General features: G+C 43.8%; 9 protein-coding genes. 5 read left to right on the top strand and 4 right to left on the bottom strand.

Annotation, left to right across the window (positions count from 1 at the left end):
- Nucleotides 1–66: 66 nt before the first annotated feature.
- A complete protein-coding gene (gene metG / locus MUCPA_RS17430) occupies nt 67–2,133 on the bottom strand; it encodes a methionine--tRNA ligase (RefSeq protein ID WP_008508169.1) in 2,067 nt (688 codons plus the stop codon).
- A gap of 192 nt (nt 2,134–2,325) precedes the next feature.
- On the opposite strand from metG, the gene MUCPA_RS17425 reads away from it, so the two are divergent.
- Nucleotides 2,326–3,225, top strand: coding sequence for a S66 peptidase family protein (locus tag MUCPA_RS17425; RefSeq protein WP_008508168.1), 900 nt, complete (start codon nt 2,326–2,328; stop codon nt 3,223–3,225).
- A 2-nt stretch (nt 3,226–3,227) separates the two neighbouring features.
- Nucleotides 3,228–3,635 (top strand): DoxX family protein, encoded by a 408-nt coding sequence (locus MUCPA_RS17420; protein ID WP_008508167.1) that lies wholly within the window; start codon nt 3,228–3,230, stop codon nt 3,633–3,635.
- 76 nt (nt 3,636–3,711) lie between these two features.
- On the opposite strand, the gene MUCPA_RS17415 is transcribed toward MUCPA_RS17420, so the two are convergent.
- Both MUCPA_RS17415 and MUCPA_RS17410 read right to left on the bottom strand, forming a co-directional pair.
- Nucleotides 3,712–5,181 (bottom strand): SusD/RagB family nutrient-binding outer membrane lipoprotein, encoded by a 1,470-nt coding sequence (locus MUCPA_RS17415; protein ID WP_008508166.1) that lies wholly within the window; start codon nt 5,179–5,181, stop codon nt 3,712–3,714.
- Between the two features lie 11 nt (nt 5,182–5,192).
- Complete coding sequence (locus MUCPA_RS17410; RefSeq protein ID WP_008508165.1) at nt 5,193–8,447, bottom strand: SusC/RagA family TonB-linked outer membrane protein; 3,255 nt, start codon at nt 8,445–8,447, stop codon at nt 5,193–5,195.
- Nucleotides 8,448–8,628: 181 nt separating this feature from the next.
- On the opposite strand from MUCPA_RS17410, the gene MUCPA_RS17405 reads away from it, so the two are divergent.
- Genes MUCPA_RS17405 through MUCPA_RS17395 form a run of 3 tightly spaced genes read left to right on the top strand, consistent with a single transcriptional unit; the run spans nt 8,629 to nt 10,862 of the window.
- Nucleotides 8,629–8,961: a PadR family transcriptional regulator gene (locus tag MUCPA_RS17405; protein ID WP_008508164.1), complete on the top strand. Its 333-nt coding sequence runs from the start codon at nt 8,629–8,631 to the stop codon at nt 8,959–8,961.
- Between the two features lie 27 nt (nt 8,962–8,988).
- Nucleotides 8,989–10,602: a PspC domain-containing protein gene (locus MUCPA_RS17400; RefSeq protein WP_008508162.1), complete on the top strand. Its 1,614-nt coding sequence runs from the start codon at nt 8,989–8,991 to the stop codon at nt 10,600–10,602.
- Nucleotides 10,602–10,862, top strand: coding sequence for a hypothetical protein (locus MUCPA_RS17395; protein ID WP_040626109.1), 261 nt, complete (start codon nt 10,602–10,604; stop codon nt 10,860–10,862). The genes MUCPA_RS17400 and MUCPA_RS17395 overlap by 1 nt, the downstream gene beginning before the upstream one ends.
- Before the next feature lie 5 nt (nt 10,863–10,867).
- Here the strand turns inward: MUCPA_RS17395 and MUCPA_RS17390 are convergent, their stop codons facing one another.
- Nucleotides 10,868–13,363 (bottom strand): M14 metallopeptidase family protein, encoded by a 2,496-nt coding sequence (locus MUCPA_RS17390; RefSeq protein WP_008508159.1) that lies wholly within the window; start codon nt 13,361–13,363, stop codon nt 10,868–10,870.
- Between the last annotated feature and the right edge of the window lie 636 nt (nt 13,364–13,999).

Genomic DNA, 13,999 nt, shown 5'->3' with positions numbered 1-13,999 from the left:
TAGCGATATGTGTGAATTTTAAAATCAAATTCATTTGCGCATCCGCACATGTACTCATTTGCCCATTTATCGCACTACCGATCCGTTGGGCATCCAGTTAAGGGGTGAAATAAAGTTCAGCTTGCCTTCGGCATTCTCGGCCATCAGGATCATCCCTTGCGACATGATGCCTTTGATCTCTCTTGGCTCTAAGTTAACCAGTATGCTTACCTGCTGGCCAATAATGCCTTCGGGCTCGTAATGCTCGGCAATGCCCGATACTACGGTGCGCTGGTCGATGCCGGTATCAATGGTGAGCTTGAGCAGTTTTTTTGTTTTGGCTACCTTTTCGGCTGTCAATATGGTACCTACCCGCACATCCATCGCCGCGAATTGGTCGAAGCTGATGTTATCTTTAGCCGGAATCACGGGCACCTCCTCTACTACTGCCGGGCCTTCGATGGCTGCTTTTTTATCTACCAGTTTTTGAATTTGCCGCGCTATCAGGTCGTCCTCAATTTTTTCAAATAATAAGGATGACGGATTTAACTGATGGCCATTGGCAAAAAACACTTCCTCGTCAAAGGCAATTACATCTTTGGGCCAGTTCAGCATGTGCAATATCTTTTTGGCTGTACCGGGTAAAAATGGCTGCAAGCACGTTGCCAGGTGGACTATTAAAACGAGGCAATTATGCAAAGCAGCCTTAGCATCATCCGGGTTGGTTTTAATACTTTTCCAGGGCTCCTTTTCGGTGAGGTAGCGGTTACCTAAACGGGCTATTTCCATCATGGTTTGTTGCGCCTGCCTGAATTTATAGCCCTCAAAGTTGGCCTGCAACTCATCATAAAACTGGCCTATCTGGGCCTTCAGACTTTCATCTGTCAAATCAATAGTCGCCGTTTCAGCCTCTACCCTGCCATCATAAAATTTATGCATCAGTATCATCACCCGGTTCACAAAATTCCCCAGTATGGCTACCAATTCATTATTTACGCGGGCCTGGTAATCTTTCCAGGTAAACTCGCTGTCGCTGGTTTCGGGCGCAATGGCGGTCAGGTAATAACGCAGCTCGTCTACTTTGGCCGGCAGGTCTTCCAGGTACTCGTGCATCTCTACACTCCAGCCACGGCTGGTACTCATTTTATCGCCCTCCAGGTTCATAAACTCGTTGGCGGGTACGTTATCCGGCAAAATAAAATCGCCGTGGGCCTTCAGCATCACCGGGAACACAATACAATGGAAAACAATGTTATCCTTGCCTATAAAATGCACCAGCTTGCTTTCCTCGTCCTGCCAGTAAAGTTTCCAATCCTTGTCGTTATCGAGGGCCCATTGCTTGGTGGCCGAGATATAGCCGATGGGCGCGTCGAACCAAACGTATAAAACTTTACCATCGGCACCTGGCACGGGCACTTTAATACCCCAGTCCAGGTCTCGGGTTACGGCTCGCGGGTGCAGGCCACCATCTATCCAGCTTTTGCATTGCCCGTATACGGTTGCGCGCCAGTCTTTGGCATGGTCTTTCAGTATCCATTCCTTCAACCAGTCTTCATATTGATCTAAAGGCAAATACCAATGCTTGGTTGGCTTTAATATGGGCTTGTTGCCGCTTAAAGTTGACCGTGGATGAATTAACTCTTCGGGACTGAGCGATGTACCGCACTTTTCGCATTGATCGCCATAGGCGTTCTCGTTGCCGCAATTAGGGCAGGTGCCAATAATGTACCGGTCGGCTAAAAATGCGCCGGCATGCTCGTCGTAATATTGCTCTTCTTCCTTTTCAACAAAAATGCCTTTATCATTCAGGTTGGTAAAAAAATCCTGCGCGGTTTGGTGATGTATCGGATCGCTGGTGCGATGGTAAATATCAAACGAGATGCCGATCTGCTCAAACGAAACCTTAATTAACTCGTGGTATTTGTCAATAATGGCCCGCGGGGTGGTGTGTTCCTTCATGGCCTGGTTGGCTATGGCGGTGCCATGCTCATCGCTGCCGCAAACAAAAACAACATCACGTTTTTGCAGGCGCAGGTAACGCGCGTATAAGTCGGCTGGTATATAGGCTCCGGCTAAGTGCCCCAAATGCTTAGGCCCGTTGGCATAAGGCAGAGCGGCGGTAATGGTATATCGTTTATAAGTTTTCGGTTCCAATGATTTATACAGTATTTTTATAGTTTTGGCAAAGATAATTATTTTGAATGGTTCGGGAGGATGGAAAGATAAAGGGGAGTCTTGAGCCTGGAGTCGGGAGTCTTGAGTCGCGGTTTTGAGGGTTGAACCAAGGAGCCGTGTTTATTGTATCTGCCGATACTGAATTTTTCTTCACATTAACAACAAAAACACATGAGCATAAGCCCACCCTATTTAAAAAAAGGCGACAAAGTTGCCATTACCTGCCCGGCAAAAAAACTGCCTGCGCCAATGACCGACGCCATTGCCTTGCTTGAATCGTGGGGTTTAGAGGTTGTTATCGGCGAAACTGTTAGCGCTTCGTACCACCAATTTGCCGGCGACGATGATTTACGGGCCAGGGACATGCAACGTTTTTTGGACGACGACAGCATCAAAGCCATTATTGCCGCTCGTGGAGGCTATGGTACTATCCGCATGATTGACAAACTCGACTTTACACATTTTGCCCAGCATCCCAAATGGCTTGTCGGCTTTAGCGATATTACTGTTCTGCATACCCATATCTATGCCAATTACGGCATTCAGACCATCCACGGGCAAATGCCTGTCAATATTAAGGATGGTTCGGCAACATCGTTGGAGACCTTAAGAAAGAGCCTTTTTGGCGAGGAACTGAATTACGAATTTAACTCGCATGCTGATAACCGGCCGGGTGAGGCCAAAGGTGAATTAATTGGCGGAAACTTAAGTTTGCTGGTTGCGGTATCGGGTTCGGTATCCGATTATGATTATGACGGTAAAATTTTATTCATCGAGGATGTGGGTGAGTATTTGTATGCCATCGACCGGATGCTTTATCATCTAAAGCGTGCCCATAAACTTAAAAATCTGGCGGGTTTAGTAGTTGGTGGTTTCACCGATGTTAAAGATAACGATATCCCCTTCGGCCAAACGGTAGAACAAATCATCATGAGCATCGTTCAGGAATATACTTACCCGGTATGCTTCGATTTTCCCGCAGGGCACATCCCGGATAACCGGGCTTTAATATTCGGGAAAAAAGTCAGTTTATCTGTAAATCAACACTTCACCTCCATTAAACCCATATAACGATGGCTATCTTATCAAATCTCGGAAAATACAAAAACACAGGCCTGCTGATGATGCGGGTAGGTTTAGGGATCCTGTTTTTATATCACGGCTATCCCAAACTGTTAGGCGGACCGGCAAAATGGACCGAAATTGGTCATGCTACCAAATATGTTGGCATTCATTTTCTGCCTACTTTCTGGGGATTGATGGCAGCCTGTACCGAAACCTTCGGCGGATTTTTACTGGTAATTGGTTTAGCTTTCAGGCCAGTATGCTTGCTATTAACAATCAACCTGGTTGTTGCGGCATTTATGCACTTTGGTACCGGCGGTGGCTTAACCGAGGCGGCTCATGCTATTGAGGATGCTGTTGTTTTTGCGGGTTTGATTTTTGTTGGCCCGGGGAGGTATAGCGTGGATGGGAAATGAGGTAGAGACATTTAAACAAAAGGCGCCTTATCGACAATTGATAAAGCGCCCTTGATATTATAAATAAGCTAAATTATTACTTTGCCCACCAAACAGGTGTACTATAAGACACAGTACCCGGATAGTTTGCATTTGTAGTTTGTTCAGAGTTAGGATACAGTAAACGTTCCGGCAGCGGTGAGGTAGGAGCCGGAGCCCCTACGGAAACAACCAAGAAAGTAGGGTAACCTGTTCTTCTCCATTCTGTCCAGGCCTCAAAGCCCTGGAAACCACACATCGCAAAATATTTTTGTGTGATAATTGCTTGAAGCTGATTGGTAGCTAAGGCCGGTAATCCGGCTGGCGATGCAATATACCCTGTAGGGTCTCCTGCACCTGTAGCGGTAAAACTCGCTGATATACCAGCTTTATATAAGGCTATTACGTCCCCAGAGCTGTTCGTCCAACCTCTGGAAACGGCCTCGGCTTGCAAAAAATAGCTTTCGGCGGCAGAAAGCAGTTTAACAGGAGCCGTAGCAGAGGCCGGCTTCTTGGCATTACCGCCAGTTAATGCAGATGGGGGAGAAACCGATTTGCCAACATAGTTAGCAAAACTTCCCTGTGGTATGGACACAAGATTGTTGACGGCTGGAGGTAACAAATCATAAAGCAAAGGCAAGCGAGGGTCGCTGTTCGCATTAAAAGCATTTACTGCAGTTGAACTTGCCACCACATTTTGAGTTTTCCCTAATGTAGGACTTGCCGCTTCGTTATAAAACGGATTTTCATTACCTCCGGTAGATGTATATTTAATTGATGCATCTACAGTTAGAAATGTTGGAGCAGGATTAGTTGCATATAATGCCCTTATGCCACTTGCAGCGTTTACTGGATCAGCCTTAGACAAGCGTAAGTATGCTCTCAGTTTAAGGGTATTTGCAAAAGCGATCCACTTGGTCGTATCTCCCTGAAATATCATATCCTGCGCTCCTGGCGAAGCAGCGCCTTGTCTATGGAGCAAGACCAACGCTTTATTAATGTAGGCAAATATGCTATCATAAACTACCTTTTGAGCCTCATATTTAGGATTTGGATTGATATTACTCCCCTGCAACGCCTGTGTGAGAGGCACGTCACCAAAGGCATCGGTTGCTAATTGAAACCCATAAGCCTTCATCAGGTAGGCAATGCCTTTAGTAGCTTGCAATTGCTGGTTGCTTTTTAATATCAAGTCCGAATTTACTAACGCAACGCGGTATATATTAAGCCATGGATTGTCAAAATCTGTGTTTTTTGAAAGGTACTGATCAATTGTTTTATATTGTGACGATTGTGGATTTTGAGTCCAATACTGAGCATACATACTGCCGAATACCTGGAAGGAATTGCCAACAACTTGACTAATTGCGGCCTGAGTTGTAGGTAAAAGCAATGAAGGATCAACGACTTCGGGGTTATTTGGATTTTGATTTATGTCCAAAAACTTTTTGCAGCCCGAAAAGCCCACTCCTGCCACAAGCCCTATAAACAGGGTTTGCCTTAAACTAAATTTATATTTTCTGATCATGATGATAATTGTTAAAATGAAACTTTCACGTTAATACCATAGTTACGGACCGATGGATTTGCTGCAAAATCAAAGCCCTGTTCGTTTCCAGCTCCACTTGAGTTAACTTCGGGATCCACAAACTGGTTTGCTTTTGGCGTCCATAAAAACAGGTTATTACCAAACAAGCCTACTGTTAACGCACCAAACGGCAAGGTCCTCAATTGTTTTTTGGTCAAAGTATAAGATATTGTGGCACTGCGCATTTTTATATACGATGCATCTACTATATTTATACCAGGATTGTTTTCTGGAGTATAATAAGCATATTTAGAGTAGGGGATGGTTGTATTAACAACGCTATTGCCTGCAGCATCAAGGTAAACCGAATTGGGGAACGGCTCACCAAAGCGGGTTCCACCGCTTTCAGCAGAAGTTCCTACGAAATCTGTAATTTCTTTTGTTTTTGAATAGAATACGCCACCATGTTTAACATCAAACAATACACCTATATCAAAACCTTTGTATCTTACATCTGTACCAAATGATGCCTGAAATTTCGGGTTATATGAACCCAGGTATTGTGGTGCTGTTGTGAGCAAGGGTAGCCCGGTAGTTTTGCTTACGATGGTTCTTCCCTGTGCATCTGTCTGCTTTGTTATACCATAAAATTCGCCATAGGGTTGTCCCTTAGCCGCAACTATTGACATACCACTGTATCCGCCTATTATTACTTGTGAAACACCTGCCGGTAAACTAACCACCTCGCTGTTGTTTTTGCTAAATGTACCATACAAATTCCAAGTTAAGCCATAGCCGGTTTTAATTGGTGTTCCGCTAAGGGCTAACTCTATACCTTTGTTCTTAATTTCCCCTGCGTTGACAACCTGAGAACCATATCCCGTTGAATTAGGAACAGGGGCCGATAATATCTGTTTTTTTGAGTCATTAGTATAATAACTGAAGTCGACTGAAAACCTGCTTTGGAAAAATGATAACTCGGTACCAATTTCGAACGCGCTCGTTTGCTCCGGTGAAAGTTGATTATTGCCTTGCATTGATCCAATCTGTAAGCCAGGAACGTTTCCGAATGGAAATTTAGTATTGCCAAAACTTCCATTAACTGTTGCACTGCTATAAGTGGTTGTTAATTGATAAGGGCTGGTATCGCTACCTACCTGTGCATAGCTTGACCGGAGTTTACCGTAATTTAAAATCTCAGCAATACCGGAGTTTTTAAATAATTCGCTAAATACAAATGAACCGTTTATACTTGGATACCAATACGAGTAGTTACTTAAAGGTAGTGTTGAAGATCTGTCGTTTCTTATGGTACCATCCAAAAACAGGTAATTCTTATAAGAAAGACTTAAATCAGCATAAAAACCTACTAACCTTCTTATCGAAATATTGTCGTATATTATATTTACCGGTCCATTACTATTTTGAAGATCATACCAGCCAGGTACTATCAAACCACCGCTGGTGTTTGTACTTGTTTGATTTGAAGTTGTAGAACGTGCACGAATATTGTTACCTAACAGCAATGACCCGACAAAATCCTTAGTAAAGTTATGGGTTGCGGTAACCATTAAATCATGTATTACTTCGTTCACATTAAATTGATCTATTTCGTAAGACCCATTGGAGGAGGCAACATTCTGATCCCAAAGTCCGCTGCCGGATTCGTCAGCAGGAGTGAATGCGTATTTAGGGTTAATAAGCTTTCTGCGGTCCGAGTACGAATCCGCACCTACACGTTCTACGATGTTTAACCAGCTAAGCGGCTTATAAGCCAGATTAAAAGAACCGGTAACGCGGTTAACATCATCAAGATTAGTATAGTTTTGAATAACCCAATAAGGGTTCAAAGCAAAAGCACCATAAAAACCAAATTTATTGGTAAGTGGATTATAACCATTATACTTATTGCTAAGGTCACCCATCTCATTAATAGGAATATCCCTTGGTGTCTGCATTAAGTTTATCCAGATAGAGTTTGCACCCTGTCCGCCGGCGGGCTGATTTGACTGTATTTTATTATAGTCGAAGTTGACACTTGCGGTAAAATTGTTAGCAAGTATCGTCTTCCCATTAAACCTTACCCCATATTTATCATAAGTGTCTTTATCACCCGGATATATGCTATTAGAGTTTAAAGAGCTTAAGGCTAAATAAAAGCTACTTTTATCATTACCAGATGAAATGCCTAGGTTATTGTTAGAGGAAAAGCCAGTTTTAAAAAAGTTTTTGACGTTGTTTGGTAAAGCCGAGTACGGTTTAGTTTGAGTAGCATTGTCAATTTTTTGCCCCCATGGCTCTACCTTTCCGGTAAAGGGAGCCCCCCAGCTAAAGTTATCGCTGGCATCGTCTATACCTGTATAGTAATTAGGTTTGGTAGCAAGTGGGCCATCCTGAGCTCCCTGACCATATTCATTTTGCCAATCTGGCAATTTCAAAATAGATGAGAAGGTATTGCTGGAGCTAAGTGTTATCTCTGTTTTTTGAGCCCGGTTTGCACCTGATTTGGTTGTGATCATGATAGCGCCATTGGATGCTCTTGAACCGTAAAGGGCTGCGGCGGCAGGTCCTTTCAAAACTGTAACGGATTCCACGTCATCTGGGTTAATGTCATTGCCCCTGTTTCCGAAATCAACAGCTGCTAAACTGCTTGGAACGCCGCTTGAAGAAGAACTACTTGAAGATATAATACTTGAATTATCAATAGGTATTCCATCAACAACCATTAACGCCTGATTATTACCGGTTATTGATGAGCCACCACGAAGCACAATACGTGTTGAGCTACCAGGTGTATTAGATGTTGAAGTAATATTAACACCTGCAACCCGGCCTGTTAGTGATGAAAGCACGCTTGGATTGCCCCCTTCGGTTAACTCCCTGTTGCTTACCGTTGGTGCCGAATATCCTAAGGTTCTTTTTTCTCTTTTAATGTTGTTAGCTGTTACAACAACCTCAGCTAACTCGCTGCTCGAAATTGTCAGGACGGCATTAATGATATCACCGTTAACGGGTTTTTCAAGTGGGGCATAGCCAATAAAAGTAAAGACTAAGATTTTTTTGCCTGACTGTGGCACGCTGATAGAATACTTACCGTCTGAACCGGTAACGGTACCTACGGTTGTACCTTTTAATCTAACAGCAACGCCTGGAATCGGTCCCCCGTCTTCCTTGGCGGTCACAGTACCTGTTACGGTACGATTCTGTGCGAAAATCTGCATGGAGTACAGCAGAAAGCACAAACTTACGAGTAGAAGTTTTTTCATTTCGTTAATAAATAAGATCAGTTAATAGTTAATTAATTATAAATGTAGTGTTACATTTTCAACTTGTCAATTAAAAAGTGAAAAAAAGTGTTTTTCGATAAAAAAAACCTACTTACTGGTTAGGAATTTTATTTAGTACTATGTATTGCATAATACAATCTAAAACATATATCTTTGCATTATGATTGTAGAAAACACACAAACCCAAATGCGGAAGGGGATACTGGAATACTGCATCCTTTCCATCATATCAAAAGGCGAAACCTATGCGTCAGATATCATCGCTGATCTTAAAAAATCGCAAATGCTGGTGGTTGAGGGCACTTTATATCCCTTGCTTACCCGGCTAAAAAACAATGGCCTTTTAACTTATAACTGGGTGGAATCAACATCGGGCCCCCCACGCAAATATTACGTACTCTCGCCCGAAGGCCGCTCGGTGCTGAGCCAATTGGATAAAACCTGGGAAGAATTATCATTAGCGGTGCAAACAGCACTTGAAAACAGAAAATAAAAACTCAACCACTATCATCAACATATCATGAATAAAACGATCATCATCAACATCAACGGAATTGTTTTCCATATCGAGGAAGACGCTTACGAAGTGTTAAGAAATTATATGACCGGTGTTAAGCGCCACTTTGCCAACGAAGAAGACAGCATAGAAATAACCACCGATATTGAAAACCGTATTGCAGAAATGTTTACCGAGATACTGAATCGTGAGGCCAGGCAGGTTATTGTTACTCCGGACGTCAATATGGTGATCAGCCAGATGGGTACCATTGAAGACTTTGAAAGCACCAACGCCGAACAAAAAAGCGATTATAACGCCTATCAAACGTTTACCGATAACCGTAAGCTCTTCCGCGATCCGGACGATCATCTATTGGGCGGTGTTTGTGCCGGTATTGCCAATTACTTTGATGTGGAAACGGTATGGATCCGTTTAGCATTCGCGATAGCTACCGCTTTCGGCGGCACAGGCTTTATGGCCTACATCATTCTATGGATCATTGTACCCAAAGCTGCCACCCGGGCCGACAGGATGGCCATGAAGGGCGAGCGGCTGGATTTAAAGGGCTTTGTTAAAAATTTTGAAGAGGAAGTTAAAAACGTTCACCAATCCCTGAGCAATGCCAGCAACAACGCCCGGCCCTTTGTTTATAAGGCTCGGGATTTTGTGGGCGATTTTTTTGATCACCTGGGCCATTTTATAGGCGGCGCCGGAAAGGTGTTTTTAAAATTGGTCGGTATACTCATTATGCTCTCCTGCTTTGGGTTTTTAGTTTCGGCGGTGGTAGCTTTGGCTTTTATTGCGGCGCAGGGGCACGATGTTTTCCACTTGTTCCCGTTCAGTATTATTAATTACGCGTATAGCGACATTATCTATGTGAGCGCTTTTGCGGTTGTGGTTATCCCCCTACTGGCTATTATTCTGCTCACATTAAGGGTAATATTTAACAGCGCCGTGATGGGCCGTTCTACCAGTTATACCATGCTGATCATATGGATTGTGGCTTTTAGTCTTTTTGGTTTTTACTCGTCAAAAGTTGCTTCACAATTTAAAGAGGAAGCTTCATTTAGCCAAACCATCGATCTTAAACCCACTTTAAACCATACCTATTATTTAAAACTGAACGACATCAAGTACCTGAGTAAAGAAGATAGCGTAAGGCTCAACATCAACGACCGGTTTAAGGGAGCCATTATTTTAAACGATGAAGATGACAACCATCATTATGAACGCCCGCAAAATGTGAATATCTCGATCGAAAAAGGCGACGTATCTCATCCTGTATTGGTGGAATCGTTCAGCGCCAGGGGCAATAGCTACCAGGATGCTTTGCTTAATTCAAGAAACACCACTTATTATTTTAATCAGCAGGACTCTGTGTTAACCTTCGACAGGCTATTAAGAACTCCTTTTAACAGCTTATGGCGTAACCAGGAAATTAAAATAACCCTAAAAGTGCCTTTAAATAGTTTTATCGTTATTGATAAAAAGATGGAAAGATATGTTGACAATGTATCCCTCTATGATTGTAACGAAAAGAATAAAAAGGAAGATGCCCCTTCGGCCACCTTCATCATGACGGATAATGGCATTCAATGCAAAGTTGACACCCTACAAACCAGCCTGGCCGAATAATGAAAACCAAGTTGATGATTTACTCAAGCCTACTCCTATTGGGTGGGCTTGGGTTTAAGCCATACCAGGGCAAACGATATATTAACAACACCGGCAATACCAGGGTTGAAACAAGCCCGGGCTTTTCAAGCTACTGGTTAAAACGGAGCCGGAAAGAACTGCTGAGAGATAGCCGCCCTATTAACCCCATTTGTAAGGCGATAGAGGATTCTATGTATTTTATTTCGCGTGGATTTACCGGTAAATCATTCCTGTTTTAAAGCACTTACTGCCCTGCCATAAATACGGCGTTGCTAAATAAAAGCTTCCCGTTTTCCCAGAAACTCCTGAACAAAGGGTCGTCCGCCAGGTAAATTATGGTACCCCGGCCTGATGATTGCGCACCAAACAACAGGCCTTCGTTTAATTTTTCCCTGGTTTTCTGCCCCACAAAACCCGAAACGTAGGCGTCCTTTTTAATGGTGCCCACATTCCAGCCGTCATCCCCCAGGTAATCATAAACCTGGTCGCTCAGTTTCAGGGTATAATAAGTTTTGGTTAACCCAAAACCCAAAGGATGGGTATTATCTATAGTTACCTTATATATAGCACCGGGTATGCTGCTTTTTAAGGCATCGCGGTCGCGCGCTTCATAAATTTTGATGCTGGCGCTTTTTTTATCCGCCTTATCGTCTTTTTTTGTCTCCTTTTGCTTGATCGAAAATCCCTTTTTATCAACCAAATCATTAATAGCGCTCTCCATAGCTATCAGTTTGCCGCCATCGCGCACCCAGCCCTGTAATTTATCAACCGGAACCTGGTCATAGCTTCCATCCGGAAAAATTGCCACATCAAAGTCGCTCCATTTAATGCGGCCAAGGTCCTGCGAGCGTACTATGGTTACCGGGTAACCTATTTGCTGTTCAAATAACTGCCATACTTCGCCCATGCTGCCCGAAGATACGCCATCGCCAGCCACCAGCATAATAGATGGTTTGCTGATATACCTGATTAAGGACGATCCGAGATCTGCTCCTTTGTCCACAAAGCCGGAAGACAGCGCAGCCAGTTCGCGGCCAAACTTCCGAGCGGTTTGCCATATGATACGGTCAAAGTCCGACCGCCGGTTTCCATTCCTCGCGATGATCAGCGACCCGGCATCAAACTTTTTGCCACCCGATTCAAACGCGGTTTCAGAGTACCTAACCTTGACGTCCTGCTTCAGCAAGGCAGCCAGGAACTGAACATCCGCCATTGATTTCCATGCGCACACGTAAGCATAAGCATCGGTGTTAACCTCGGTATTTACGGCATGTAAAGGCATCTGTTTATCGGTGGGTTTGATGCTTTGCTTCAGTCCGTAGGTTTTTAGGCCATAAGCATAAGGCAGCGCCCAGGCCGTAATATCATAGGTATTAGAGTCGGCAATAAATGTTTTGGGCTCAAACAATACATTTAATAAAACCGCTTTAGGCTGATGGGCATCAATTACCATATCAGTTGGCCCAATTTTGACACCCTCGTTTATACCCGAAAAATAATCATAGCCCTTCACATTTGTTGCTGCACTCCCATAGCCATATTGAATGCCATTTTTATCGAGCAGCTTAGCCAGTAAGGCTACTTTATCCATATTATCGTTTTTTACCACATACCCCTTAAATTCTCCGGGCGGGTTGCTCCGGCTGCTATCGTAAAACTTTTTAAACTCACTTAATAATTTGGGCGCATTGCCTGACGCCATTTCAATGGTACTTAAACCAGTAGTATAATGGTGGGCAATCCTGTCGTCAAGGGTTAAGGTATCGCCGTCAACGGTCAACACAGCCAGGCCTCCCCTTATCCCCCCTTGCTCGTAGGTCATCCCGATAGAGCCATTGTATAAAGGATAGGTATCTCCGTATGATGGGTAAAGCAAATCAAACTCTTGTTTGGTAAAATACAGCCATCCGTTGCGGTCAAAATATTTGGCGTTATTCCGGCCAATCAGTGTTTGAAATTCTTTTTGCCACAACGTTATATCGCGGTGAAAGGGTTCGGCAGCGGGGGCAAAATAATAAGGTGAGTTATACCCCTGTTCGTGATAATCCACATGGATTTGCGGCAGCCATTGGTTATACAAGCCAAGCCTGGCTTTTGATTCCATTTGCGTTTGCCAGGCCCAGTCGCGGTTCAGGTCAAAATAATAATGATTCACTCTTCCGCCCGGCCATGGTTCCATATGCTCCCGCGATGAGGGGTTAACATCCGGAGCCAGGCTGCGTACCGGGTTATAAAAATTAACGTACCTATCGCGCCCGTCGGGGTTCAGGCAGGGATCAATCACTACAAGCGTGTTTGCAAGCCATTTTTGAGTCTGTGCGTTATCCGGATTAACCAGTTCGTATAGCGTTAACATAGCTGCCTCGCTCGAACTCGGTTCATTGCCATGTACATTATAACTCAACCATACAATTACCGGGTTATTGGCATCAGCATTTCCGCCTTCAATACCGGTTAAACGCAGGTTGTTATGCCGGATATCTTCCAGGCGGTTAACATTCTCGTCCGAAGCGACAAAGGCTGCCAATAGCGGCCGTCCTTCGTTAGTGGTTCCATATTGCTGAAGCTTTACATTTTTTGAGTTTTGTGCTATATATCTAAAGTAATCAACAATACGGTAATGGTAGGTGAACTGATCGCCCAACTTATAGCCTAAAAACTCCGATGGCGATTGGAGCTTTTGTGCAACGGCGTTAAAAAAAAAGCAGGCAAGGATAACCGAAACAAAGAATTTTTTCATGGATGTTATTATGATAGGCTAAGCTAAAAAAGAATTATGAAAAACTGCTATTATAGTTCATGGTTGATGGTTCACGGTTAATAGTTGATTGATTATGGTGTTGGGTAAACGATAAGATGCAGTTAGCGCGGAGGCCTATTTATTGATGATCAGTCAAAACATCGTTTGACTACAGGCTGCCACTGACAACTCTGTAACTAATTGGTTATCAATAGCAAAAAAATTATCATCTCCAATGAAATTATTTGCGCGCAAATAGAAAGCCCTTAGCCTGACAGGCCTTTGCGCACAGAGGTGGAGTTAAGGGAGAAATCAAAAAGAAAGGGGATGTCATGCTGAGGCCCCTCGAAGCACGTGCGGTGGGCATCTGCATCATGCTCTCAACCCGTGCAAAGTAACGCAGAAGGGCATACCGTATGGCCCTTCGCTCGGTGCTTCGACATGCTTATAATGACGAATTGTTAAGTTGTTGATTATCAGAGCGTCTGTTTTTGCTCTGATAATCAGTATTCTTAATTTTGAGCATCGGCGCGCTCAATCGCCGCGCGAAGGGCTTTGTTCTTTTTGTCTTGACACAAAAAGAACCAAAAAAGTCAAGACTGCCCGATCCTTCCGCCCACAGGCCAGCTCCCGGCC

This window comes from Mucilaginibacter paludis DSM 18603, from assembly GCF_000166195.2.
GTDB classification, from domain to species: domain Bacteria; phylum Bacteroidota; class Bacteroidia; order Sphingobacteriales; family Sphingobacteriaceae; genus Mucilaginibacter; species Mucilaginibacter paludis.
Note: the sequence above shows the minus strand (reverse complement) of the source record. Positions and strands in the feature narration are given on the sequence as shown.